This window comes from Corynebacterium sp. CCUG 51687, assembly GCF_024453995.1.
Classification (GTDB): domain Bacteria; phylum Actinomycetota; class Actinomycetes; order Mycobacteriales; family Mycobacteriaceae; genus Corynebacterium; species Corynebacterium pseudogenitalium.
Genome location: NZ_JAGPYT010000002.1, coordinates 233,908 through 257,276 on the forward strand (window position 1 = coordinate 233,908; position 23,369 = coordinate 257,276).

Genomic DNA, 23,369 nt, shown 5'->3' on the forward strand with positions numbered 1-23,369 from the left:
GCTGGGTGAAGGGTGAACATACACGATGACGGCCGGAGGAATTGCGCGCGCGGTAGACCAATGGGTGAAGGAACATCACTCGACAATGGTGGAGTGGCGCCGTCACTTCCACTCCTACCCGGAGCTTTCCAACCAAGAGTTCGCCACCACCGAGTTCATCGCGAAGGTGCTGCGTGAGCACGGCCTTGAGCCCGTCCTCTTTCCCGGCACGGGACTCTACGTCGACCTGGGCCCAAAGGACGGCAAGCGGCTCGCGTTCCGCGGCGACATCGACGCCTTGAAAGTGCCTGAGCAAACCGGCCTGCCGTTCGCATCCCAGCACCCGGGCGTTTCCCACTCGTGCGGCCACGACGTGCATACGACGGTGGTGCTCGCGCTGGCGTGCGCCTTATCGACGGTCCAGCTGCCGCTCGGCGTACGCATCATCTTCCAGCCGGCGGAAGAAGTGATGAACGGCGGTGCGCTCGACGTGATCGAGTGGGGCGCGCTGCAGGATGTCGCGAGCATTTACGCCCTCCATGCTGAACCGAAACTGCGCGTAGGCCAGATCGGTGTGCGCACGGGCGCTATTACCTCGGCGTCGGACGTGCTGCGCATTACGGTTAACGGGCCTGGCGGCCACACCTCTCGTCCGCAGCTTTCGGCGGACGTGGTCTACGCGCTCGGGGCGCTGATTACGCAGTTGCCGGCGCTGCTGTCGCGCCGGGTCGACCCACGTACGGGCACGGTGTTGGTGTTCGGGCACGTCGAGTCGGGCGACGCGGCGAACGCGATCCCGAAGACAGGCGAGCTACTGGGCACGCTGCGGACAGCGGATATCGGGACGTGGCGCATCCTCGAAGATCTGGTCACTGACCTGATTGACCTCGTCGTCGCACCGACCGGGTGCACGTACCACCTCGACTACATGCGGGGCGTGCCACCGGTGCTCAACGACGACGCCGCGACGGCGATCGGGGTACAGGCAGGGCGCAGGATCGACCCACACGCGGTGGTGACCGCGCCGCAGTCCTCGGGCGGGGAGGACTTCTCTTGGTACCTGGAGCACGTCCCCGGGTCGATGTTCCGGCTCGGTGCCTGGAGCGGTGAGGGAGAGATGCAGGACCTGCACCAAGGCAACCTTGATATTGATGAGCGAGCACTTGAAGTTGGGGTGCGTTTGTTCGGAGGGGTCGTCGAAAAGTACGCCGAAAACCTCAGCTAGTGCAACTTTTGGTTGGTAACGAAGCCGTGGGCGGCCGTGTAGACTAGCCAGGTATTTGTGCGAACGACGAAGACCGTTGAGGAGTATGTAGGTGTCGAAGAAGATCGTCATCATTGGCGGAGGGCCAGCTGGTTACGAGGCTGCGCTGGTTGCATCAAAGTACGGGGCCGATATCACCATTGTGGAAGACAATGGTTTGGGCGGCTCCGCTATCCGCAAGGACGTTGTTCCTTCGAAGAGCTTTATCGCCGGCGCCAACATTAAGACGGACCTTCGCCGTGCAGACGACATGGGGCTCAACCACGGGCTTGGGGAAGCCCAGCTTTCGCTGACCGCCCTGAACGCACGCGTGATCGCGCTGGCTGATAAGCAGTCCAGTGACATCGCTAAGCAGTTGGAGCAGCGCGGCGTGCGCCTTATCCAGGGGCGCGCTCGTTTTACGGACCAACAGCACGGTCACACCACGCACCGCGTGGAGGTGCACTGCGAGGGTAAAGACACCGAGATTATTGATTGCGACATGGTGCTGGTGTGCACCGGCGCGAACCCGCGCGTGCTGCCGGGCGCTGAGCCGGACGGCGAGCGCATCCTGAACTGGCGTCAGATGTACAGCCTGCAGGAGATGCCGACGCACCTGATCGTGGTCGGTTCCGGTGTGACCGGTGCTGAGTTTGTTTCTGCGTTCGCTGAGTTGGGCGTCGAGGTGACCATGGTTGCTTCGCGTGACCGCATCCTGCCGCACGATGACGCCGATGCCGCTGACGTGCTCGAGGAGGTGCTCGCGGGCCGTGGCGTCCACTTGGAGAAACACGCTCGCGTGGAGTCGGTGACGAACACCGGCGACGGCGTGGTTGTGCGCACGACGGACGGGCGCGAGATCGCCGGTTCGCACGTGATGATGTCCATTGGTTCGATTCCGAACACGGCGGACCTCAACCTGGAGGCGGCCGGTGTGGAAGTCGCCCCGTCGGGCCACATCATTGTTGACCGCGTGTCGCGTACCAACGTTGCAGGTATTTACGCTGCGGGTGACTGCAGCGACCTGATGCCGCTGGCATCGGTCGCGGCGCAGCAGGGACGCATTGCGGTCGACCACGCGCTGGGCGAGGGCGTGTCACCGGTACGCCTGAAGACGGTGGGCAACGCGGTCTTTACCCGCCCGGAGATCGCCGCGGTTGGTGTGACGCAGCAGCAGATCACCGACGGCGAGGTTGACGCGGACATCTACAAACTGGACCTGTCCACGAACCCTCGCGCAAAGATGCGTTCCCTCCAGCACGGTTTTGTGAAGATCTTCGCCCGCAAGGGCTCCGGCCAGGTACTCGGCGGCGTGATCGTCGCACCGACTGCCTCCGAACTGATTCTGTCGCTGACCATCGCGGTAGCCAACGACCTGACTGTGCGTCAGCTGGCGAACTCGATGGCGGTGTACCCGTCCCTGTCCGGTTCGATTACAGAGGCGGCACGCAGGCTGATTGCTAAGTCCGATCTGGACTAGCGCTCGGGCTAGAACTAGGCGGCCCCGGAAACGCTCGCTGCGGACAGGATGTTCGTGGGCAGGTAGCGCAGCCGGGGCCGATTTTTGTTGCCGATTCGGGGGAGATGTTCAGTCCGTCGGCGTAGATCATGCGTTGGGCGAACGCGATATCGCAGCCCAGCACCACCGCGTGCTCCCGGCGCGGGGAGTCGAATCCTACGACGGGGCCCTGCACCATCCGCGCAATCCATAGGTAGGTCCGGCCGTCCGGCATGACGGCGACCTGACGCGTCACTCTATTCGAAGTTTCAAACGCGCGGTGCACGACCCACAACGGGCAGCCCCCACCGTGGCGCGAGAAGTGGAAGGCTGTCGATGACTGCCGCTTCGATATGTTGCCTGCCCGGTCGGTGCGCACGAAGACGAACGGAATCGCCTCTGCGCCGGGGCGCTGCAACGTCGCGAGGCGCTGGCAGGTTGACTCGAAACCAGTGCCGAAGCGCGCGGAGATGACGTCGATGTCGTAGCGGGTTTCTTCGGCAGCTTGGAGGAGCTCCGCGTAGGGCATGGTGACAGCGGCGGCGAAGTACTGCGCCAGCCCGTGGCGCGCGAGCTGGACGGGCTCGGGCTGTGTCGATTCGTCGAAAGTGTCGCGGACGTACTCGTCGATGAGCTCTGCGAAGGCGGTGCGGCCGTAGTGGTAGGCGAGTTCAAAGCACTGCTGGGACTCGGTGAGTCCGGTGCGTAGGCGGATCTCGCGCTGGTCGTGCTGCAGGGTCGAGCGGGGGCCGTGGGCGTATTGGTTGAAGCGCACTTGGATGCCGTATTCCCTGTCGAAGGTTGCCGCGAGGCGTGTCAGTCGCAGTTGCCGGTTCGCGGCGTGCGCTGCGAGCTGCTCGGCAGCAACGTCGAGCTCGTGGAAGTAGTTCTTGTGGTTCTGGAAGAATTCACGCACGAGTGCGTGGGGGTGTTCGGAGTCGGTGGCCTCGGGTGAAGGCAGCACCCTGAGAGAGTTGGCGATGTCGGGGAAGCGCTGTGCGAACTCGTGCAGTTTCGGCTGTGGGACGTCGGGGAGTAGCTCGGAAAGCTCGTTGACCACGCGTTGGTCTTCATCGGGGGAGAAGAAAGTGGTGGAGAGCTGAAACGCGTGGGTGAGTTGGAGGAGCACGCTGACGGTGAGTGGACGCTGGTCGTTTTCGAGCTGGTTGAGGTAGCTCGTTGAGATGTCTATGCGGCGGGCCATTTCGCCTTGTGTGAGTTCGAGTTCATGGCGGAGCGTCTGTATCTTTGCCCCCGCGTACAGCTTTGCCATCGTACCTTTCTCCCATTTTGTATGCGTGTACTGCGTAGTTAACAGAATTTGCACAAGTAGCAGAATTTGTACGCAGAAGTTTACATGCGAAAATCATGGCCCGCATCACATTTGGCTCCCTAGTATGAGCTGCAACATCAACGAGGTTTCGCGGTAGCGGAACTACAACGAAGACGAAGGAGCCAAGATGATCGAACACAACGTGCGCACGCACCGTTCGGCAGAAGATTTCCCGATTGAAGAGCACCTCGCATACAAGATCGCCAAGGTTGCAGCAGACCCGGTAGAGGTTCCAGCTGATACGACTGAGATGATCATCAACCGCATTATCGACAATGCGTCGGTCGCCGTCGCTTCCTACGGTCGCCGCCCAGTCGCGACCGCTCGCGTGATGGCGGAGGCACATCCAGTATCCGAAGGCGGTGCGCAGATTTTTGGTGTCGACGGCTCCTACTCCGCAGAGTGGGCCGCATTCGCCAACGGTACAGCGGTCCGCGAGCTGGACTTCCACGACACCTTCCTCGCGGCGGAGTACTCCCACCCGGGCGACAACATTCCGCCGATCCTTGCAGTAGCACAGCACAAGGGCCTCGACGGTAAGGCGCTGATCCGTGGTATCGCGACCGGCTACGAGATCCAGGTCAACCTGGTCAAGGGTATTTGCCTGCACGAGTGGAAGATTGACCACGTGGCGCACCTCGGCCCATCTGTTGCGGCGGGTCTGGGCACCATGCTGAACCTGGACATTGACACCATCTACCAGGCGGTTGGCCAGGCGCTGCACACTACGACGGCGACGCGCCAGTCCCGCAAGGGCCTCATCTCTTCTTGGAAGGCGTCCGCCCCGGCATTCGCCGGCAAGATGGGCATCGAGGCCGTCGACCGCGCGATGCGCGGCGAGGGTGCACCCGCTCCGATTTGGGAGGGCGAGGACGGCTTCATCGCCTGGATGCTGCATTCCCCAGAATGCACCTACGTGGTGCCACTGCCTGCAGACGGTGAGGCAAAGCGCGCAATCCTGGATACCTACACCAAGGAGCATTCGGCTGAGTACCAGTCGCAGGCCCCAATCGACCTGGCGCGCCGCATGAAGCAGACCATCGCGGATGCCGGTAAGTCCACCGCCGATATCGAGTCCATCGTGCTGCACACCTCGCACCACACGCACTACGTCATCGGCACCGGCGCCAACGACCCTCAGAAGATGGACCCGAAGGCATCCCGCGAGACCCTCGACCACTCGATTATGTACATCTTCGCCGTAGCACTCGAGGACGGCACGTGGCACCACGTCGACTCCTACGCCCCGGAACGCGCGAACCGCCCAGAGACGGTCACGCTGTGGCACAAGATCTCCACCGTCGAGGACCCGGAGTGGACGCGCCGCTACCACTCGCAGGACCCGGCCGAGAAGGCGTTCGGCGCAAAGGCCGTCATCACCTTCAACGACGGCACCGTCATCGAGGATGAGATGGCCGTGGCGGACGCTCACCCACTGGGGGCACGCCCGTTTGCCCGTGAGCAGTACATCCAGAAGTTCCGCACGCTGGCGGAAGGGATCGTCGATAAGGAAGAGCAGGACCGTTTCCTTGAAGACGTGCAGAACCTCGAGCAGCTCACCGACTTGAGCAAGCTCAACATCAAGGTGAACGCGGACGCGCAAGCCAATGCTCCTCAGATCCCAGGAGGGATTTTCTAAGATGTTTGTTCCTGATACAACGCCAAATGAGCGCCGACTGGCGCTGCGGGCCTCACTCGAGTCCACCGAAATTACAAAACTGCCCGGCGCGTTCAATCCGCTGACGGCTCGACTCATCGAGGACATCGGTGGCTTCGAAGGTGTCTACGTCTCCGGCGCGGTACTCGCCAACGACCTAGGCCTGCCGGATATTGGGCTGACCACACTGACGGAGGTCGCGCAGCGCGGCGGGCACATCGCTCGCGCTACGAACCTTCCAGTGCTTATCGACGCCGACACCGGCTTCGGCGAACCGATGTCCGCAGCACGCACCGTGGCTGAGTTCGAGGCCGCGGGGCTTGCCTCGCTGCACCTGGAGGACCAGGTGAACCCGAAGCGCTGCGGGCACCTCGACGGCAAGGAAGTAGTGCCGCGTGACCTGATGGTGCGACGCATCAGCGCCGCAGTAAAGGAGCGCCACGACGATGCATTCGTCATCTGTGCGCGTACCGACGCGGCTGGCATCGAGGGCATCGACTCCGCAATCGAGCGGGCCAAGGCTTACGCAGATGCCGGCGCGGACCTTATCTTTACGGAGGCACTCTATACCGAGAAGGACTTCGAGACCTTCCGCAAGGCCGTCGATATCCTGCTGCTGGCGAACATGACGGAGTTCGGTAAGACCAAGCTGCTCTCCGCCGGAACCTTGCAGGACCTCGGCTATAACGCGGTGATCTGGCCGGTGACCACGTTCCGCCTCGCAATGGGGCAGACCGAGGCCATGCTCCGCGACATCGCGGAAACCGGCACGCAGGAGCCGTGGTTGGACCGCATGCAGCACAGGTCCCGCCTATACGAGCTGGTCAAGTACGAAGACTTCAACCAGTTCGACCAGTCCGTCTTCACATATTCCAAGGACACCTACTCGTCCACATTCGAGTAATCCCTATCCCGCATCCCTAACCCAATCCCTATCCTGAAAGGACTTCATCCCATGACCACTCAAGAAATCAAGAAGGGCCTCGCTGGCGTCGTTGCGGACTACACCGCAATCTCCAAGGTCAACCCTGAGACCAACTCCCTGCTGTACTACGGTTACCCGGTCCACGAGCTGGCAGAGCACTGCACCTTCGAAGAGGTTGCGTACCTGCTTTGGCACGGCGAGCTGCCAGACAAGTCGGGCGCAGAGGAGTTCCGCCTCGGATGCATGAACAACCGCGACATCGATGAGGAACTCATCCAGGTCATTAACTACCTGCCGAAGGACTGCCACCCGATGGACGTGCTGCGCACCGCAGTGTCCTTCCTGGGCACCCGCGACGAGTACAAGTTCACCCCGGATGCTGACCACATCCGCAAGATCGGTACCGAGCTGCTGGCGAAGCTGCCGACCATCGTGGCCACCGACATTCGCCGCCGCCAGGGCAAGGGCTACATCGCCCCGAGCAAGGACAAGGGCTTCTCGGAGAACTTCCTCTGGATGGTCTTCGGTGACGAAGAAGGGTCCCCGGCAACCATCCCGTCGGATATCGAGGCATTCGAGAAGACCATGATTCTCTACGCGGAGCACTCCTTCAACGCGTCCACCTTCACCGCCCGCACGGTGACCTCGACGCAGTCCGACGCCTGGTCTGCGATCACCGCGGCGATCGGCGCACTGAAGGGCCCGCTGCACGGTGGCGCGAACGAGTTCGTCATGCACCACATGAAGGAAATCGACGACCCAGCAAACGCGGAGCAGTGGTGCCTGAACAAGCTGAAGAACAAGGAGCTCGTCATGGGCTTCGGCCACCGCGTGTACAAGAAGGGCGACTCGCGCGTGCCGACCATGGAAGCCGCGTTCAAGAAGCTCGCCGCGGAGCACAAGGACCAGGGCGCCGAGAAGTGGGTGGAAATCTACGACATCATGGCGAAGACGATGTACGAGAACACGTCCATCAACATCCGCCCGAACCTGGACTTCCCGTCCGGCCCGTCCTACTACATCCTGGGCTTTGACATCGAGTTCTTCACGCCGCTGTTCGTGATGAGCCGCATCACCGGCTGGACCGCGCACATCATTGAGCAGTACGAGAACAACTCGCTGATCCGCCCACTGTCCGCGTACAACGGCCCGGAGGAGCGTCACCTGGACGGCACCTACCAGCCGCAGTAAGCCAGAACGACGGGTGGTCTGCCTTTGGGGCGGACCATCCGTTTTGTTTGTTTTTATATGAGAGGCGTTGACCGCTGACCCCAACTTGGGGGGTAATCGCTATGGGAACAGATGCAATTGTGCATTTTCCCGTGGTGTGGCGCCAACCTGCGTTAGGATTGTCAGGCCAACCAAATAACATTCAAACTGTCACGTATGTCACAGTATGGAAGGATTGCATCGATGGAGCAGCTCCCCCTGAATGACCTCCCGGCATTCAAAAAGATCTTGGTAGCAAACCGTGGCGAAATCGCGGTTCGTGCCTTCCGCGCAGCATTTGAGACTGGCGCAAAAACTGTCGCGGTGTACCCGCGCGAGGATCGAAAGTCCTACCACCGACCGTTCGCCGACGAAGCCGTACGAATTGGTGTTGAGGGCCAGCCAGTCAAGGCGTACCTGGACATCGACGAAATTATCCGTGCGGCGAAAGAGACCGGCGCCGATGCAATTTACCCGGGCTATGGGTTCCTCTCGGAGCGCGCAGACCTTGCGCGCGCTTGCCGCGACAACGGCATTAAGTTCATCGGCCCAAGCCCAGAGGCGCTTGAGCTGACTGGTGACAAGGCGGCCGCTGTGCACGCTGCTGAGCGCGCCGGGCTGCCGACGTTGAAGGACTCCGAGCCGTCAACTGACCCGGCGGAGCTCGCCGAGATTGCGAAGGAATTCACCTTCCCGGTCTTCGTCAAGGCAGTCGCCGGTGGTGGTGGGCGCGGTATGCGCTTCATCGAGAAGATCGAAGATGTCGAGCGCCTCGCGGCAGAGGCATCCCGCGAGGCGGAGGCAGCGTTTGGCGACGGCCACGTGTACCTCGAGCGAGCGGTCATCCGCCCGCAGCACATTGAGGTGCAGATCATGGCGGACTCCTACGGCAACGTGGTGCACCTGTTTGAGCGCGACTGCTCGCTGCAGCGCCGTCACCAGAAGGTCGTCGAAATCGCTCCGGCACAGCACATCACGCAGGAACAGCGTGAGCGCATCTGCCAGGACGCGGTGAACTTCTGTAAGGAGATCAACTACGAGGGCGCCGGTACCGTCGAGTTCCTCGTTGACGAGCAGGGCAACCACGTCTTCATTGAGATGAACCCGCGTGTCCAGGTGGAGCATACCGTCACCGAGGAAATCACCGGCGTGGACATCGTGAAGAACCAGATGTACATCGCTGCGGGCGCGAAGCTCGAGGACGTGCACCTGACCCAGGACCTCATCGAGATGAACGGTGCGGCGCTGCAGTGCCGCATCACCACGGAGGACCCGAACAACGGGTTCCGTCCGGACTCCGGCGTGATCACCGGCTACAGCTCCCCGGGTGGCGCGGGTGTGCGTCTCGACGGCTCCGCAAACGTCGGTACCGAGATCACCCCGAACTTCGACTCCCTGCTTGTGAAGATGACGTGCCGTGGCCGTAACTTCCAGGTTGCCGTCGACCGCGCACTGCGCGCGCTTAACGAGTTCACCGTCACCGGTGTCTCCACCAATATTGGCTTCCTGCGCGCGCTGCTGTCCGACGAGGACTTCCGCTTCAAGCGCATCAACACCGGCTTTATCAACGATCACCCGTTCTTGCTTGAGGCTCCTGCCGCGGCTGACGATGCCGGCAAGATCCTCGACTACCTGGCGAACGTGACCGTCAATAAGCCAAACGGCCCACGCCCGACCTCGATTCGTCCTTCGAAGAAACTGCCGGAGTTCGATTACGGCGACCTGCCACGTGGCTCCCGCGACGACCTGCTGGAGCTCGGCCCGACGAAGTGGGCGGAAAAGATCCGCAACCAGACGGTTCTCGGGGTGACCGAGACGACGTTCCGCGATGCGCACCAGTCGCTGCTGGCAACCCGCATCCGTACGAACACGCTGGTCGCTGCGGCGAAGCACGTCGGCCACATGACGCCACAGCTCGCCTCTGTAGAGGCGTGGGGCGGCGCCACCTACGACGTGGGCATGCGCTTCCTGCACGAGTCTCCGTGGATGCGTCTCGACGCCCTGCGTGAAGCCATCCCGAACGTGAATATCCAGATGCTGCTGCGCGGCCGCAACACCGTGGGCTACACCCCATACCCGGATTCGGTGACTAAGGCGTTCGTGAACGAGGCGGCGTCGTCAGGCATTGATATCTTCCGCATCTTCGACGCCCTCAACGACGTTTCCCAGATGCGCCCCGCTATCGAGGCTGTTCTGGAGACCAACACCACCGTCGCCGAGGTTGCGATGGCGTACTCGGGCAACCTGCTCGACCCCGCCGAGGACATCTACACGCTGGACTACTACCTGCGTCTGGCCGAAGAGATTGTCGACGCCGGCGCGCACGTCCTGGCGATCAAGGATATGGCCGGCCTGATGCGTCCGGGCGCTGCCGCGAAACTGGTCAAGGCGCTGCGCGAGCGCTTCGACCTGCCTGTTCACGTGCACACCCACGACACGGCTGGCGGCCAGCTGGCGACCTACCTAGCGGCCGCAAATGCGGGCGCGGACATTGTGGATGTGGCGTCGGCACCGCTGGCGGGTACCACCTCGCAGCCGTCGCTGTCCGCACTCGTTGCTGCCTTCGCCAACACCGAGCGTGACACCGGCATTGACCTGCAGGCTGTCAGCGACCTCGAGCCGTACTGGGAGGCCGTACGCCAGGTCTACGCTCCGTTCGAATCTGGTATCCCTGGCCCGACCGGTCGCGTGTACAAGCACGAAATCCCGGGCGGTCAGCTTTCCAACCTGCGTACGCAGGCGAAGGCGCTGGGCCTGGGCAACCGCTTCGAGCTCATCGAGGACTACTATGCCGCGGTGAACGAGATCCTCGGCCGCCCGACGAAGGTCACGCCGTCGTCGAAGGTTGTCGGTGACCTTGCGCTGCACCTGGTGGGAGCCGGAGTTGACCCGAAGGACTTTGCGGAGAACCCGCGCAAGTACGACATCCCTGAGTCCGTCATCGGCTTCCTGCAGGGAGAGCTGGGTACGCCTCCAGGTGGCTGGCCGCTGCTGCGCGACAAGGCGCTCGAGGACCGCCAGGAAGTCGACCACACGGTGGACGTGCCGGAGGAACTCGCTGGTGACCTTGACTCCGAGGACCACGTGACGCGCCGTGCTGCGCTGGACCAGCTGCTGTTCCCGAAGCAGTACAAGGAGTTCCTGGAACACCGCCGCACCTACGGCATCACGGACCACCTGTCGGACCGCACCTTCTTCTACGGCCTCGTTGAGGGCGAGGAGACGATGATCTGGTACGGTGAGCTCGAGGATCACCTGCCGCCGCTCGTGGTGAACCTTGACGCCGTGGGCGAGCCCGATGAGAAGGGCATGCGCCAGGTCATCCTGACGGTCAACGGCCAGATCCGTCCGATGCAGGTCAGGGACGAGAACGCCGAGTCCACAGTCGCCGAGGTGGAGAAGGCTGATCCGGCACAGGAAGGCCACGTTGCAGCACCGTTCGCTGGTGTGGTGAACGTGACCGTCAAGCCTGGCGACGAAGTCAAGGCCGGCGACCAGGTTGCTTCTATCGAAGCGATGAAGATGGAGGCCGCGATCTCGGCGACGAAGGACGGCACAATTGAGCGAGTCGCCTTCACGCAGGCAACCAAGGTGGAGGGCGGCGACCTGGTCGTCGTGATCTCCTAAAGGGTTTCTCGCCGCAGTTAGCCGACGTTGCAGTCAAACACCATGACATTGGCATCGTCGGCAACCGTGGTGAAGCCGAACTGCTCGTAACGGTGGCGCGCACGCTCGTTGTCTGGGTCAACCCAGAGAGCGACGCGGGGCGCGCCTTGTTGCGCTGCAAGCTCAATGACTGCGCGTAGCAGTTTCGAGCCGAGCCGGTGGCCTGCGAAGCGGCGTTCCACCGCGATGGCGAGCTCCGGCACGTCGGGGCCGAGGTTTGCGTGGCCTGCATCCGGGTCATCCCAGTAGCGCAGCCACACGCCACCGGCGGGGGTACGGAACTCATCGCAGGCGATAATGCCGCCGTCGCGCTCCGGGTCCCAATGGTCCACGTAGTCGGTCACCCCGAGGCGCTCCTCGTGCCCGACGGGCGCGGTTTCATCGCCGAATACGTCCGCAAGAAAATTCAGGCGCTGCAGGTACATGCGGTCTGATTCGGTGGCTTGGCGTAGAGTAAACGACTTGTTTTGTGTCATGGTGCCACTGTAACGCGACTACTACGGATAGGCGCAGCCAGGGCCGTGCGGTACCCTGTGGCCTATGCGAGGAGGAACTGCACGCGGCATCGGGGCCGTCACTGTGGCGTTGTCCCTTGGCATCTCACACGGGGCTGCGGTCGCTGCGCCGGTAGTGCAGCAGGGGGGTCTGATTGTTGTTGGTAGCAACGTGAAATGCACCGTCGCGATGAATGACAAAAACCAGGGCGTGAGCTACACCAGCGCCCACTGTGGGAGCAACGGGGATCGTGTCACCGTCAAGGGGGCCGAAGGCCTCACCGGAACGTTTATCCCCTCGCCGTTGTACCGCGATGAGGAGGATTACACCGCGAACGACTGGGCCATGGTGGTCTGGGACAACGGCGTGGCCCTCGGCCCGAACTGGCTCAGCGGAGACACCCTTATTTCCCCGGACGCGACGCTGACCTCGAAGGATCGGGTGTGTACATACGGCGGGGTGACGAAGGCGAAGCGCTGCGGCTCGTTCGCTGCGCGCCTCGGCAACACGGTGTTCAGCACGCTCCCAGATGGCCAGGCAGGCGACTCCGGTGCACCCGTGTGGGTCGAAGGCAAAGGAATGATCGGGCCGTACTCGGGCGTGAGCAACATCTCCTCATCGTCGGGCGTGCGCGGGCTTTCCCGCGCGGTTCACCCGGAAGACGGCCGCGACTACGGCAGCGATGACGAAATCGAGGTGCTCAAGCGCTGGTTCCATATCGACGGCCCCGTGGTGCACACCGCCAAGCGCCCAGTAGAAACGGCTGCGAACGCAGGGGCGCAGTTGGGCAAGCGCCTGGACTCGCTGTCCTCCGAGGATGACTCCGCAGTGCGCGGTGTGTTGCCAGTCGTGCTGGCAATCGTGTTGGGCGTACTCGTCGCCGCGGCACCCGACATCGTCTCTATCGTCGAATCGTGGCGCTCAATCGCAGCGGCTAGAGGTCAATAACCATCGTGCCCGGGTGTGGGGCATCGGCAACATCCCGGAAGCCGAATTTCTCGTAGACGTGTCGCGCTTTGGGGTTGTCGGCGTCGACAGATAAAGCGAGCTGTCGCGCACCCTTGTCGCGCGCGAGCTCGCAAGCCTGCTCAATCAGCGTGCGTGACAGGCCCTTGCCCTGCGCGCGGGCCTCAATCGCGATGGCGAACTCGGGGATATCCGGCCCAAGGTTTGCCCACCCCACGGCGGAGGTATCCTCCCAGAACCGCAGCCAGATCGCCCCGGCCGGTACGCCGAGGGCGTCGTAGACGATGACGCCGCCGTCGCGCTCCGGATCCCAGTCGCCGATGTAGCCTGCGGCGTAGGTGGGGTAGTCACTGAACAGTTCGCTCGATTCATCACCGTGCGCCTCGGCGAGGAAGTAAATACGCTCGAGGTACGTGCGGTCGGACTCGGTGGCCCGACGGAAACTAAAGTCCATGGGCTACTTCAACTCCATGAGCGTTGCGCCCTTGGCCGCTTGAGCGCCCTGCTCGGCTGCCAGGCCCGTCACGACGCCATCCTTGTGCGCCTTGACCGGGTTTTCCATCTTCATCGCCTCGAGCACGACGAGGACGTCGCCCTCAGCGACGGTGTCGCCCTCTGCCACGTTGACCTTGATTAAAGTTCCCTGCATCGGCGCCGTCACGGCGTCGCCGGATGCGGCGGTCTTCGCGGCCGATGCGCGGCGCTTCTTCGGCTTACGGGCAGGGCCCGCGCCGGGTACGAGTGCGGAAGGCAGGGCTACCTCGATGCGGCGGCCGTCAACCTCCACGGCAAACACCTGCTTATCGACGCCTGCTTCGCCCTCCACACCTTGATCATCAGCTGCGGTGACGGCTGGCATCTCGCCGTCCCAGGCCTCTTCGATCCAGCGAGTGTAGACGTCGAACGAGGTGCCGTCGCCGATAAAGGCGTCGTGCTCGACCATTGCGCGGTGGAAGGGGATCACGGTCGGGATGCCCTCGACGACGTATTCCGCAAGCGCGCGGCGGGCACGATTCAGCGCTTCCTCGCGCGTTGCGCCGTACACGATCAGCTTGGCCAGCATCGAGTCAAACTGACCGTTAATCGCCGAACCTTCGCGCACGCCGGAGTCCACGCGCACGCCGGGCCCGGCTGGCTCGCGATAGACGTTGATCGGGCCAGGAGAAGGCATGAAGTTGATGGTTGGGTCCTCGCCGTTGATGCGGAACTCAAATGCGTGCCCGCGCGGCGTTGGGGTCTCCGTGATGCTGAGCTGCTCGCCACGGGCGATACGGAACTGCTCGCGTACCAAGTCCAGGTCGGTGGTCAGCTCAGTGACCGGGTGCTCTACCTGGAGGCGCGTGTTGACTTCCAAGAAAGACACCAGGCCGTCAGCGCCAACCAGGTACTCTACGGTGCCTGCGCCCGAGTAGCCGGCTTCCTTACAGATCGCCTCGGCGGAGCGCTCAATGCGCTCGCGCTGCTCATCGGTGAGGAACGGTGCAGGGGCTTCCTCGATAAGCTTCTGGAAGCGGCGCTGCAGCGAGCAGTCGCGGGTACCCACGACCACGACATTGCCGTGCTGGTCCGCGAGCACCTGCGCCTCAACGTGGCGAGCCTTATCCAGGTAGCGCTCCACGAAGCACTCGCCGCGGCCGAAAGCGGCAACGGCCTCACGGGTCGCGGACTCGAACAGCTCCGGGATTTCTTCCCGCGTATGTGCGACCTTCATACCGCGTCCGCCACCGCCGTAGGCGGCCTTAATCGCGATCGGGAGGCCGTGCTCATCTGCGAACGCAAGGACTTCCTGTTCGTCTGCGACCGGATGTTTCGTGCCGGGGGCCATCGGGGCGTCGACAGCTTCGGCGATCGCACGGGCCGCCACCTTGTCACCCAGCGTGGCGATAGCCTCGGGGGAAGGTCCGATCCAGGTCAAACCGGCGTCGATAACTTTCTGTGCGAATTCAGCGTTTTCGGCGAGGAAACCGTAGCCGGGGTGAACGGCGTCCGCGCCCGAATCCGCCGCCACTTTGAGCAGCTTCGCCATGTCCAGATAGGTCTCTGCGGCGGTTTCCCCACCGAGGGCGAACGCTTCATCGGCAAGGGAAACATATGGTGCGGCCGCGTCGCTGTCTGCGTACACCGCAACGGACGCGATGCCTTCATCCTGGGCAGCACGAATGATGCGCACCGCGATCTCGCCGCGGTTTGCAACCAACACCTTGGTCACTTGCTGATTGTGAATAGGCACAAAAAATCCCGTCTTTCTCAAAGAGTCTGAGCTTTGCCGAAATATATCGGATTTTGCCACCCTATGTTACAACTTGCCGGTAGGTCCCAGCGATTCTCATAGCGAGGAGTGCATGAAACGCGTCGCGGGGGCGCGCTTAATCATACGTGCCCAGCAGGCAGCTGACGGGGTAGTCCCAGTGTTCGTGAAACTTCTCTGTGTCTCCCGAGACCGCTGTGACCTCTCCGCCGGTGACGCGGAGTTCTGCAGAGTAGTGGTTGACGAAGCCTTCTGCGGTAGACCTGCCGCGCTCCGACCACTCGAAGACAGCAGCGCCATCCCCGAGCGGCTCGATGTTGTCGATGCGACCGAAAGCCTTCATCTCTTTGATCGGTTTGCCGTCGACGTAGAACGCTACTCCGTCGGTAATGGAGGCGCCGGTGCCAGCTGGGCGCTCCTTGTCCCCGAGTGAGCCGCGGAAGATGATCCAGCTCAGACGCTGACACGGGTCGTAGTGATTGTCGATGTCCTCGATCCAGTAGTTGAAGTCGCTGCCATCATCAGCGGGCATGCGCCCGGGCGTCGAGTTGGAGGGGTATGCCTCGCGTGGATCATTGGGTAGCTGGACACACGCATCCGCATTATTCTGCTGCGCTGGCTGCTTGGCAGGCGATGAGGCGGTGTCAGGGGTGTCTGAGGACGAGGGCTCTTCCACCACGGTGGTCTGTGTAATGGTGATGACGGGTGGTGTGTCTGTTTCGGAGCTGCACGCGGTGAAGGTCAGTGGTGCCAATACCGCGAGAGTGGCAGCTGATGCGCGGTTGAAAAGCATGCGTGTCATGGTTTCGTCCTGGGGTTAGATGAGAGGGGTGTGGTGACGCTGCCTGGGTCGGCGTCGGAAAGCATTTGGCGACAGACTATCAGTTTGTGCTTGTCGACGAGCCAGCGCTTACTGCGTGCCAGGGGGTTCGTGCTTGGCGCCGGAACACACAGGGCACTCGTCCAAGTGCCTGCTTGCCGACGCCACGTGGCACCCCAGCGTTACACTACGAGGCATGCTACGGATGGACGACTTTGCCTCAGTGATCTATTCGGCGGGCAAGGTTTTCGACAACCTCCATACCAGACGGCTTGCGACTGAGGAGTTCTTGGCAAATGGCAGCACTGCCGGAATCGCCTCGCGGGCTGACTTGCAGCTGCTCCAAGACCTGCAGGACGCTGCACGAATTGCGCTGCGTGCGAAACACGACCGGCAGCCGGTGACCGCCGAGCTTGTGTGCGCACTCAACGCCGCGATCCTATGCGTAGCCGCGGGGTGCAGACACGGGGAAAGTGATTCCTGGCAGCCAACCTGGCAATGGGTTGGAGAGCAGGAGAGACTCAGAATTAGTCTCCGTAGTTCGCGAGGTAACGGATCTTCGGTGTGATCTCCACACGGCCTTTGCCCTCGCGGTGGCGCTTCATGATGAGCTTGGCCGCGGCGATCTGGCCCGCGTTCGGAGGAACGTTGGTCTTTGGGACGTAAAACTCTTGATTAGGGGTACGGCGCTTTTCCATTTATGTCACCTGCTCTCGGAGTCCCAACTCCTGGTTATTTGCTTGATTAATGAATCGACGAGGTCATTCTCATTATTTCCTAGGAAGGGCGCGTCATCAAGCGCATCGATGGCAGCGACACCGATGGCGACGACTTCTGGCTCTTTTGATACGCAAAGGTCCGTCGCCCAACGCAAATTTGAGCCCCACAAACGGGATGGGCTGGGAAGTGGTCCGCCCTGTCCTCGCAAAGCTTGACGTGACCGGTCGTATCACTCTCGCTCAGCCACGACGGCGACTACGCCACCGCCACCTGCCTGATATGTGCTTAGAAGTCCGGTGCGACTGGCCGCCAACCTGTTCTGGCTTAGCGTTCGCCGCGCTCCACTGGCACGCGCACCATGTTTCCCCACTCCGCCCACGAGCCGTCGTAGAGCGAAACCTGCTCGAAGCCGAGCACGTGCTTCAGCACGAACCAGGTGTGGGCCGCGCTTTCGCCGAGCTGGCAATAGACCACAGTCGGTGTAGCAGGGTCGAAGTCTTTATAGACGTGCGCAATGTCGTCCCTGCCCTTGAGGCGCGCGTTCGGGAACACGGAGTTGCCCCACGGCACGTTCACTGCGCCGGGGATGTGCCCGTGGCGCAGAGTATCGACGCCACCATCCTTTGCGGCCGCCTCTGCTCCTGCGTAATGCTCGGGCGAGCGGGCGTCGATAAGCTGGGCGGGGGTTTCCTGCAGCAGCTCAGATGCGAAGGTGCGAAGCGGGGCATCCTGGCGCTCGACTACCGGGTACTCAGTGCGTGGGTACTCCGGCACCGCGAAGGAGGTATCGCGCTCTTCACCCATCCAGGCGTCGCGGCCGCCGTCGAGGATGCGCACATCCGGGTGACCGAACAGCTCGAAGACCCACGCCGTGTAGGCGGCCCACCAGTTGGAGCGGTCGCCGTAGATCACCACGGTATCGTCGCGGGAGATGCCGCGCGCGCTCATGAGTTCTGCGAAGGCCTCGCCGTCGATAAAGTCGCGCTGCACAGGATCATTGAGGTCGTTGTGCCAATCGATCCGGACGGCGCCTGGGATGTGCCCAATGTCGTAGAGGAAGGCGTCCTCGTCGCTTTCGACCACCCGCAGACCCGGCATGCCCAAGCGTGCAGAAAGCCACGCGGCTGACACGAATCGTTCCGGATGTGCGTAGTTCGCAAACTGCGAGTGATCGTCGAGTTCGATGCCCACGGTGAGTTAACCTCCAATAGCAATGGCCAATAACACAGAGCGAAGTTATTTACTGCCCCTCACCCTACATGTCAAGGAAAATAGGTGACGCAAAATTCCGCAAAAACGGGTCCAGTGTGCTCGGTGTCACTCGCGTGCGCAGGGTGTATTCACGGGGGTTATACGCGGTGTGAATTTGGGCACGTTTTCCCAGGCGAGTGCGGAAAAATTCATCCTGCCAAATAAAGTTACTAATTGGAACATATAGACACCCGTTTCCACCCACAAGGTGGGACAATGACTAGAAAGGTGCCCCATGCATAAAGCTATCGTCGTATTCGAGGTCGAGGGCGGCTCGGATAAGTATTTCGACGGACACCGGAAAGACACCATGCCGATCGTCAACGCGATCAAGGCTATGGGATGGCACGCCGAAGTTGTCTTCTACCGCCCCGAGTGGAAAGACGCGATCTACACCTACGTCTCCGAGAACTTTGACGGCTACATTTCCCGCGTAAACCCAGGCAACATCCCTGGCGGTGAGAAGGGCTACTTCGACCTGCTCACCAGCCTTTCGGTTGCGGGCCTGGTCGGCATGTCCACGCCGGGCGAGATGATGGCCTACGGCGCGAAGGACGCCCTGGTGAAGCTGAAGGACACCGACCTCGTCCCGTCCGACACCGCCGCCTACTACGACGTCGATACCTTCCATGAGACCTTCCCGACGTCCCTGTCCTACGGCGAGCGCGTGCTGAAGCAGAACCGTGGCTCAACCGGCGAGGGCATCTGGCGCGTCCGCATCGCTGACGAGGACCTCGCGGCCTCCGTCGAGCCGGGCACCGCGCTGCCACTGGACACCAAGATCCGCTGCACCGAGGCCGTCGACAACCACACCGAGACGCGCGAGCTCGGCGAGTTCATGACCTTCTGCAACCAGTACATCGTTGGCGACAACGGCATGCTGGTGGACATGCGCTTCATGCCACGCATCGTCGAGGGCGAGATCCGCATTCTGCTCGTCGGCCCGCACCCGGTGTTCGTTGTGCACAAGAAGCCGGCAGAGGGCGGCGACAACTTCTCTGCAACCCTGTTCTCCGGCGCAACGTACACCTACGACAAGCCAGAGGCATGGCAGGAGCTCATCGACATGTTCGCTGAGGCCCGCCCGGTCATCGCCGAGAACCTCGGCGGCGACAACATCCCGCTCATCTGGACCGCGGACTTCATGCTGGCCGACGGCGAGAACGGCGAGGACACCTACGTGCTCGGCGAGATCAACTGCTCCTGCGTTGGCTTTACCTCCGAGCTCGACATGGGCATCCAGGAGCTCGTTGCGCAGGAGGCAATCAAGCGCGTTGAGGCGAAGTTCGCCTAGTCGCGTTTAGCCATAGGCGCCATGGCGCCGACCGGGGTTTAGAGGAGCGTAGCGACGCTGTCCGGGTCGGCGTCGGAAAGCATTTGGCGGCAGCGGTCGTACTCGGCGTCGTCGCCAATGGCCTTGGAGGCCAGGGCGAGCATCGCGATAGCCTTGAGCACCGGCACGTTCGCCTCGTGTGAGGCCGGAACCGGGCCCCAGCCCTTCCAGCCGTTGGCGCGCAACCGGTCGAGTGAGCGGTGGTATCCGGTGCGGGCGTACGCGTAGGCGACGATCGTGTCGCCGTCTGCCAGCTCGCGCTCGGCGCGGGCGGCCCACACGGCGGGGGAGTCAGGGTGTGCGACGGCGGTGGCGTCGGCGAGCAGGTCGCAGCCGGTGGCTGGGTCTTCTGGGAGGTGGATCGGGTCAGGGGCAAGCATGTCGTTGAACTTCATGCCGACTAGGATACCCAGAACTCCGATGCGTCCAGTCCGAAGTGATAGAGGCAGCGCCGCAACAGCGGCATGGACAAGCCGATGACGCTGGTTGGGTCGCCGTCAATGGAGTCAATAAACCAGGAGCCGAGCGCCTCGAGCGTAAACGCGCCCGCGCACTGCAGCGGCTGGCCGGAATTGGCGTAGGCGACGATGTCGGCGTCGCTTGCCTCACCGAAGCGGATGGTGGTGCGCACAGTGTCCGTGACCCACTCGCCGTTGTAGGCGACGGCGTGGCCGGTGAGCAGCTCTGCGGCCTTGCCGCGTTGCGCACGCCAGCGCTCGATCGTGGCCTCAACGGTGTGCGGCTTGCCCAGCAGCTGGCCGTCCAGAAGCAGCATGGAATCGCAGCCGACCACGACGTCGTTAGGGAACTCGCCGGCGACGGTCTCAGCCTTAGCGCGGGCGAGGGCGGCGACGGTGTGCGCTGGTGGGGCGTCGACAAGCGAGGCGATCACCGCATCCTCGTCGATGTTGGCGGGCCGAAGCACCGGCTCGACGCCACCCTGCTCGAGCAGCATTCGGCGCGACGGCGACTGTGAGGCGAGAACAATCCGCATGGCTTAGGAGTACGTCGAAGGGGAGAACGCGAGCGGGTTAAACAGCGTCGGCGCATGCACCGGCGAGGGCGCTACGCCCCACAGGTTGCGCTGCCCGCGCTTCGCCGCCTGCGCCTGCTGCTGCAGTTGCTCCAGCACGAGGCGCAGCGCCTCGACCTCCTCGGGGGAGGGGTTGCCTTTCACAACGTCGAAGGGGAGGGAAGACATACGTTCCTTTCGTGGTTACAGCGGCAGGTTGCCGTGCTTCTTCTGCGGCGGATAGACAACCTTGCGCTCCAGCAGGCGCAGGCCCTCCACGACCTGGGCGCGGGTGTCGCTAGGTGCGATGACGGCGTCGACAAGGCCGCGCTCGGTAGCGACGTAGGGGTTGAGGTTTTCTTCCTCGTACGCCTGCGTATCGACGCCCAACGCCTCAGCAGCCGTCGGTGCGTCAGCCAGCGCGATCTGCGCGGTCGGCCACGCGAAGACCAAGTCAGCGCCCAGCCCCTTCGAGCCGAGCACCGAGTAGGCTGTGCCGAGCGCCTTGCGCGTGATCACAGTAATGGTGCCCACCTGGGCCTCAGCGAAGGCGTACGCCAGCGTGGACGCAGCGGACAGGGCGCCTGCCTGCTCCTCCTCGACGGTCGGGACGAAGCCTGGGCAGTCCACGATGTGCAGCAGCGGCAGGTTGAACGCGTCGCAGGTGCGGATGAAGCGCGCGGCCTTTCGGGCAGCGTCGGCGCTCAGGCAGCCAGCGAGCACACTTGGCTGCGTGGCTACGATGCCGAGCGCCCGACCATCGATGTGCGCAAACCCGGTGACGACGTTGCCGGCGTGGGCGCCGCCGAGCTCGTAGAAGTCGCCGTCGGTGATCGTCTCGATGACGGTGGTGATGTCGTATGGCTGGGCGTCCTCGTCGGGAACCAGGGAGTCAAGCACGCTGGCGTCAGCGCCCTCTGCGGCGTCAGCCACGGGAGCAGCCGCGCGGTTGTTCAGCGGCAGGTAGCTCACGAGCTTGCGCACCTCGTCGACAGCCTGCTCATCGGTGCTGACGCGGATGTTGGCCACACCAGTGGTCGCGGCGTGGACGTCGGCGCCGCCGAGCTGCTCCGCGGTCACCTCGCTGCCAGCGACCTTGGAAGCCACATCGGTCGCAGCTAGGTGCAGGCTCGCGCCGTCGACCATGATGCGCATATCGGCCAGTGGGACGGTGGTGGCAGCAAGCGTGGCCACCTCACCGGCAACCACGGCGATCTGCGGCACCAGGCCAGAAGCCTGCGTCGCGGCACGCAGGATCTTCGCCTGCATATGCGCCGTGACGACGCCCTCCTGCCAGCGCGGGCCGAGCGAGTCGTAGAACCCGATCACCGGCACGCCAGTCTTTGCGGCCAGCTCGTAGACTTTGAGGATCTTCTCGGCGTACACCTCGCCGATACCGCCGTCGAAAATGGTGGCATCCTGGGAGAACACGCAGACGCGGCGGCCGTCGATGAGGCCATAGCCGGCCACGACACCATCCGTCGACGGCTTGGTGCGGTCCATCTTGTACGCCTCGACGCGGTGGCGTGCCAGCGCGTCGACCTCCACGAAGGAGCCCGCGTCCAGCAAACGCTCGACACGCTCACGCGCGGTCAGGTCCCCCGCATCGTGGACCGCGTCGATCGCGTCCTGGCCAAGCGGCGCCTGGGCCTCATCGAGCCGGTTGCGCAGATCTTGGATGCGGCCTGCAGTCGTCGACATATCAGGTTTGGAAGAAGATTTATCGCCCATATCGCCTCAGTCTAACTAGCACGGAAAGAAAACCACATTATAAATCGCGCGGCGGGGCCCTTATGTTTCAGGTGCCAGGACGCTAACACGGCACGGGCAACGCGCTTAGCGCATGCTCGGGTCCTTGAAAATGCTCCACGCAGCTGAGATCAGCGGCAGCTGCAGCGGAAGTCGACCGATGCTGATCACCTGCTTTTGCCACGGCTTGTTGCGCCACTGGCGGGCCATCTCGAAGTTCGCAGGCCACACGGCCAGCAAGAGCGCTGCTGCGAAGCCACCACCGAGTTTGCGCAGCTTCGGCGCACGTTTCTGGTGTCCCGCATGTGACGCCGGGCCAAGCTTGGGCGCGGCCAGCAGCACAGCAGCTGCCAACTCCGCGACGCCGGACGCGTAGGTGTACGTCCGGGCCTCACCTGGGAGGGCCTCGGGAACGATGGAGTCGAAAGGTTCTGGTTTGATGAAGTGCAGGATGCCGGCCACCCCGAACGTCGGGATGAGTGCCTTGCGGAGGAAACGTTGAATCGTCATGGGTCCAACAGTAGCGCTAGATTAGGTCAACATGAATGCTGAAGAACTGAGCAGGCTCCAGCGGGGCGTCGAAAAGTACTGGCCGGTGGTGCGCTGGGTGGAAACCACCGGGTCGACGAACGACGATCTCCTCAACAAAGGCGAGCCGGGCACCGTGCTCATCGCGGGGGAGCAGACGGCGTCGCGCGGGCGACTCGGCCGCAAGTGGGTCAGTCCGAAGGGTGCGCAGCTGGCGATGAGCATGGTGCTGCGCATCGACGACAACCCGCCACCGTTCGGGCTGCTGTCAATCGCGCCAGGCGTCGCGGTGACCGACGTCGTGCCACAGGCCCAGCTCAAATGGCCGAACGACGTGCAGATCGGCGGGAAGAAGCTCGCCGGGATTCTCTCCGGACTGGCGGACGGCCGCGTGGTCGTCGGCATCGGCATCAACGTGAACTTCGAGCGCGAGCAGCTGCCCATCCCCACCGCGACTGCGCTGAACCTTGAGGGGATCGACGTCGACTTCGTGGACTTCACCACGCAGGTACTGTGCGCGATGGGTGAGCGTTTCGCGCAGTGGCAGCAGCGCGACCCGCAGCTGCTCGCCGACTACCGTAAGGTGTGCAGCACGATTGGGCAGCACGTGCGCATTGAGCTGCATGACGGCGAGGTGATTGGCACCGTCGATGGCGTCAACGACGAGGGCGAAGTGATCATCGACGGCACGGCGTACAGCGTCGGAGATGTGCACCACCTCCGGCCGAAACAGTAGG

At 63.0% G+C, this 23,369-nt stretch carries 21 protein-coding genes; 9 read left to right on the forward strand and 12 right to left on the reverse strand.

Annotated elements, in window-relative coordinates; translation table 11 throughout:
• Positions 1 to 25 precede the first annotated feature (25 nt).
• Both KBX13_RS03260 and KBX13_RS03265 read left to right on the forward strand, forming a co-directional pair.
• Positions 26 to 1,204 carry an amidohydrolase gene (locus tag KBX13_RS03260; protein ID WP_070477658.1) on the forward strand — a complete coding sequence of 393 codons (1,179 nt, stop codon included), beginning with the start codon at positions 26 to 28 and terminating at the stop codon, positions 1,202 to 1,204.
• 91 nt (positions 1,205 to 1,295) lie between these two features.
• Positions 1,296 to 2,702 (forward strand): NAD(P)H-quinone dehydrogenase, encoded by a 1,407-nt coding sequence (locus tag KBX13_RS03265; RefSeq protein WP_070362994.1) that lies wholly within the window; start codon positions 1,296 to 1,298, stop codon positions 2,700 to 2,702.
• On the opposite strand, the gene KBX13_RS03270 is transcribed toward KBX13_RS03265, so the two are convergent.
• The gene (locus tag KBX13_RS03270; protein WP_252930949.1) at positions 2,683 to 3,993 is read right to left on the reverse strand and encodes a short-chain fatty acyl-CoA regulator family protein; all 1,311 of its coding nucleotides are present in this window, start codon (positions 3,991 to 3,993) and stop codon (positions 2,683 to 2,685) included. The genes KBX13_RS03265 and KBX13_RS03270 overlap by 20 nt on opposite strands.
• Positions 3,994 to 4,180: 187 nt before the next feature.
• Between KBX13_RS03270 and prpD the strand changes: the two genes are divergently transcribed.
• The 4 genes from prpD to KBX13_RS03290 all read left to right on the forward strand — a co-directional run bounded on the left by prpD (position 4,181) and on the right by KBX13_RS03290 (position 11,471).
• Entirely contained in the window at positions 4,181 to 5,692 is a 1,512-nt protein-coding gene (gene prpD, locus KBX13_RS03275; RefSeq protein ID WP_256020696.1) for a 2-methylcitrate dehydratase PrpD, read from the forward strand.
• A gap of 1 nt (position 5,693) precedes the next feature.
• The gene (gene prpB / locus KBX13_RS03280) at positions 5,694 to 6,614 is read left to right on the forward strand and encodes a methylisocitrate lyase (protein WP_070362991.1); all 921 of its coding nucleotides are present in this window, start codon (positions 5,694 to 5,696) and stop codon (positions 6,612 to 6,614) included.
• A 51-nt stretch (positions 6,615 to 6,665) separates the two neighbouring features.
• On the forward strand, positions 6,666 to 7,826 hold the full coding sequence (locus tag KBX13_RS03285) for a bifunctional 2-methylcitrate synthase/citrate synthase (protein WP_070362990.1): 1,161 nt from the start codon (positions 6,666 to 6,668) through the stop codon (positions 7,824 to 7,826).
• A 195-nt stretch (positions 7,827 to 8,021) separates the two neighbouring features.
• Complete coding sequence (locus KBX13_RS03290) at positions 8,022 to 11,471, forward strand: pyruvate carboxylase (RefSeq protein WP_256020697.1); 3,450 nt, start codon at positions 8,022 to 8,024, stop codon at positions 11,469 to 11,471.
• Positions 11,472 to 11,488: 17 nt separating this feature from the next.
• Here KBX13_RS03290 and KBX13_RS03295 read toward each other — a convergent pair whose 3' ends face one another.
• Positions 11,489 to 11,986, reverse strand: a complete 498-nt coding sequence (locus tag KBX13_RS03295) for a GNAT family N-acetyltransferase (RefSeq protein WP_070975880.1) — start codon at positions 11,984 to 11,986, stop codon at positions 11,489 to 11,491.
• 64 nt (positions 11,987 to 12,050) lie between these two features.
• On the opposite strand from KBX13_RS03295, the gene KBX13_RS03300 reads away from it, so the two are divergent.
• Positions 12,051 to 12,953 (forward strand): S1 family peptidase, encoded by a 903-nt coding sequence (locus KBX13_RS03300; RefSeq protein ID WP_256020699.1) that lies wholly within the window; start codon positions 12,051 to 12,053, stop codon positions 12,951 to 12,953.
• Here KBX13_RS03300 and KBX13_RS03305 read toward each other — a convergent pair.
• From KBX13_RS03305 to KBX13_RS03325, 5 genes are all read right to left on the reverse strand, one after another.
• Positions 12,940 to 13,425, reverse strand: a complete 486-nt coding sequence (locus KBX13_RS03305; RefSeq protein WP_070362986.1) for a GNAT family N-acetyltransferase — start codon at positions 13,423 to 13,425, stop codon at positions 12,940 to 12,942. The two genes, KBX13_RS03300 and KBX13_RS03305, sit on opposite strands and share 14 nt — an antisense overlap.
• A gap of 3 nt (positions 13,426 to 13,428) precedes the next feature.
• Positions 13,429 to 15,201 carry a biotin carboxylase N-terminal domain-containing protein gene (locus KBX13_RS03310; protein ID WP_070477672.1) on the reverse strand — a complete coding sequence of 591 codons (1,773 nt, stop codon included), beginning with the start codon at positions 15,199 to 15,201 and terminating at the stop codon, positions 13,429 to 13,431.
• A gap of 136 nt (positions 15,202 to 15,337) precedes the next feature.
• On the reverse strand, positions 15,338 to 16,021 hold the full coding sequence (locus KBX13_RS03315; protein WP_256020701.1) for a hypothetical protein: 684 nt from the start codon (positions 16,019 to 16,021) through the stop codon (positions 15,338 to 15,340).
• A gap of 545 nt (positions 16,022 to 16,566) precedes the next feature.
• Positions 16,567 to 16,737, reverse strand: a complete 171-nt coding sequence (locus tag KBX13_RS03320; RefSeq protein ID WP_168156198.1) for a hypothetical protein — start codon at positions 16,735 to 16,737, stop codon at positions 16,567 to 16,569.
• Between the two features lie 346 nt (positions 16,738 to 17,083).
• Complete coding sequence (locus KBX13_RS03325) at positions 17,084 to 17,950, reverse strand: sulfurtransferase (protein WP_070362983.1); 867 nt, start codon at positions 17,948 to 17,950, stop codon at positions 17,084 to 17,086.
• A gap of 295 nt (positions 17,951 to 18,245) precedes the next feature.
• On the opposite strand from KBX13_RS03325, the gene KBX13_RS03330 reads away from it, so the two are divergent.
• Positions 18,246 to 19,304: a Cj0069 family protein gene (locus tag KBX13_RS03330; protein WP_070362982.1), complete on the forward strand. Its 1,059-nt coding sequence runs from the start codon at positions 18,246 to 18,248 to the stop codon at positions 19,302 to 19,304.
• A gap of 38 nt (positions 19,305 to 19,342) precedes the next feature.
• Here the strand turns inward: KBX13_RS03330 and KBX13_RS03335 are convergent, their stop codons facing one another.
• The 5 genes from KBX13_RS03335 to KBX13_RS03355 form a co-directional block, all read right to left on the reverse strand.
• The gene (locus tag KBX13_RS03335; RefSeq protein WP_256020703.1) at positions 19,343 to 19,738 is read right to left on the reverse strand and encodes a DUF3151 domain-containing protein; all 396 of its coding nucleotides are present in this window, start codon (positions 19,736 to 19,738) and stop codon (positions 19,343 to 19,345) included.
• 5 nt (positions 19,739 to 19,743) lie between these two features.
• Positions 19,744 to 20,337: a nucleoside triphosphate pyrophosphatase gene (locus KBX13_RS03340; RefSeq protein ID WP_256000567.1), complete on the reverse strand. Its 594-nt coding sequence runs from the start codon at positions 20,335 to 20,337 to the stop codon at positions 19,744 to 19,746.
• Between the two features lie 3 nt (positions 20,338 to 20,340).
• On the reverse strand, positions 20,341 to 20,544 hold the full coding sequence (locus KBX13_RS03345) for an acyl-CoA carboxylase subunit epsilon (protein WP_070362979.1): 204 nt from the start codon (positions 20,542 to 20,544) through the stop codon (positions 20,341 to 20,343).
• Between the two features lie 15 nt (positions 20,545 to 20,559).
• Positions 20,560 to 22,086: an acyl-CoA carboxylase subunit beta gene (locus KBX13_RS03350; RefSeq protein WP_256020704.1), complete on the reverse strand. Its 1,527-nt coding sequence runs from the start codon at positions 22,084 to 22,086 to the stop codon at positions 20,560 to 20,562.
• Between the two features lie 105 nt (positions 22,087 to 22,191).
• Positions 22,192 to 22,614, reverse strand: coding sequence for a hypothetical protein (locus KBX13_RS03355; protein ID WP_256020706.1), 423 nt, complete (start codon positions 22,612 to 22,614; stop codon positions 22,192 to 22,194).
• Between the two features lie 31 nt (positions 22,615 to 22,645).
• On the opposite strand from KBX13_RS03355, the gene KBX13_RS03360 reads away from it, so the two are divergent.
• Complete coding sequence (locus tag KBX13_RS03360; RefSeq protein WP_256020707.1) at positions 22,646 to 23,368, forward strand: biotin--[acetyl-CoA-carboxylase] ligase; 723 nt, start codon at positions 22,646 to 22,648, stop codon at positions 23,366 to 23,368.
• Position 23,369 lies beyond the last annotated feature (1 nt).

Excerpts from the sequence above, each read along its gene's own strand:
- KBX13_RS03260 (WP_070477658.1), top strand. The coding sequence starts at position 26 with ATGACGGCCGGAGGAATTGCGCGCGCGGTAGACCAATGGGTGAAGGAA.
- KBX13_RS03270 (WP_252930949.1), bottom strand. The coding sequence starts at position 3,993 with ATGGCAAAGCTGTACGCGGGGGCAAAGATACAGACGCTCCGCCATGAA.
- prpD (WP_256020696.1), top strand. The coding sequence starts at position 4,181 with ATGATCGAACACAACGTGCGCACGCACCGTTCGGCAGAAGATTTCCCG.
- prpB (WP_070362991.1), top strand. The coding sequence starts at position 5,694 with ATGTTTGTTCCTGATACAACGCCAAATGAGCGCCGACTGGCGCTGCGG.
- KBX13_RS03285 (WP_070362990.1), top strand. The coding sequence starts at position 6,666 with ATGACCACTCAAGAAATCAAGAAGGGCCTCGCTGGCGTCGTTGCGGAC.
- KBX13_RS03290 (WP_256020697.1), top strand. The coding sequence starts at position 8,022 with ATGTCACAGTATGGAAGGATTGCATCGATGGAGCAGCTCCCCCTGAAT.
- KBX13_RS03295 (WP_070975880.1), bottom strand. The coding sequence starts at position 11,986 with ATGACACAAAACAAGTCGTTTACTCTACGCCAAGCCACCGAATCAGAC.
- KBX13_RS03300 (WP_256020699.1), top strand. The coding sequence starts at position 12,051 with ATGCGAGGAGGAACTGCACGCGGCATCGGGGCCGTCACTGTGGCGTTG.
- KBX13_RS03305 (WP_070362986.1), bottom strand. The coding sequence starts at position 13,425 with ATGGACTTTAGTTTCCGTCGGGCCACCGAGTCCGACCGCACGTACCTC.
- KBX13_RS03315 (WP_256020701.1), bottom strand. The coding sequence starts at position 16,021 with ATGACACGCATGCTTTTCAACCGCGCATCAGCTGCCACTCTCGCGGTA.
- KBX13_RS03320 (WP_168156198.1), bottom strand. The coding sequence starts at position 16,737 with ATGGAAAAGCGCCGTACCCCTAATCAAGAGTTTTACGTCCCAAAGACC.
- KBX13_RS03330 (WP_070362982.1), top strand. The coding sequence starts at position 18,246 with ATGCATAAAGCTATCGTCGTATTCGAGGTCGAGGGCGGCTCGGATAAG.
- KBX13_RS03335 (WP_256020703.1), bottom strand. The coding sequence starts at position 19,738 with ATGAAGTTCAACGACATGCTTGCCCCTGACCCGATCCACCTCCCAGAA.
- KBX13_RS03340 (WP_256000567.1), bottom strand. The coding sequence starts at position 20,337 with ATGCGGATTGTTCTCGCCTCACAGTCGCCGTCGCGCCGAATGCTGCTC.
- KBX13_RS03345 (WP_070362979.1), bottom strand. The coding sequence starts at position 20,544 with ATGTCTTCCCTCCCCTTCGACGTTGTGAAAGGCAACCCCTCCCCCGAG.
- KBX13_RS03350 (WP_256020704.1), bottom strand. The coding sequence starts at position 22,086 with ATGGGCGATAAATCTTCTTCCAAACCTGATATGTCGACGACTGCAGGC.
- KBX13_RS03355 (WP_256020706.1), bottom strand. The coding sequence starts at position 22,614 with ATGACGATTCAACGTTTCCTCCGCAAGGCACTCATCCCGACGTTCGGG.
- KBX13_RS03360 (WP_256020707.1), top strand. The coding sequence starts at position 22,646 with ATGAATGCTGAAGAACTGAGCAGGCTCCAGCGGGGCGTCGAAAAGTAC.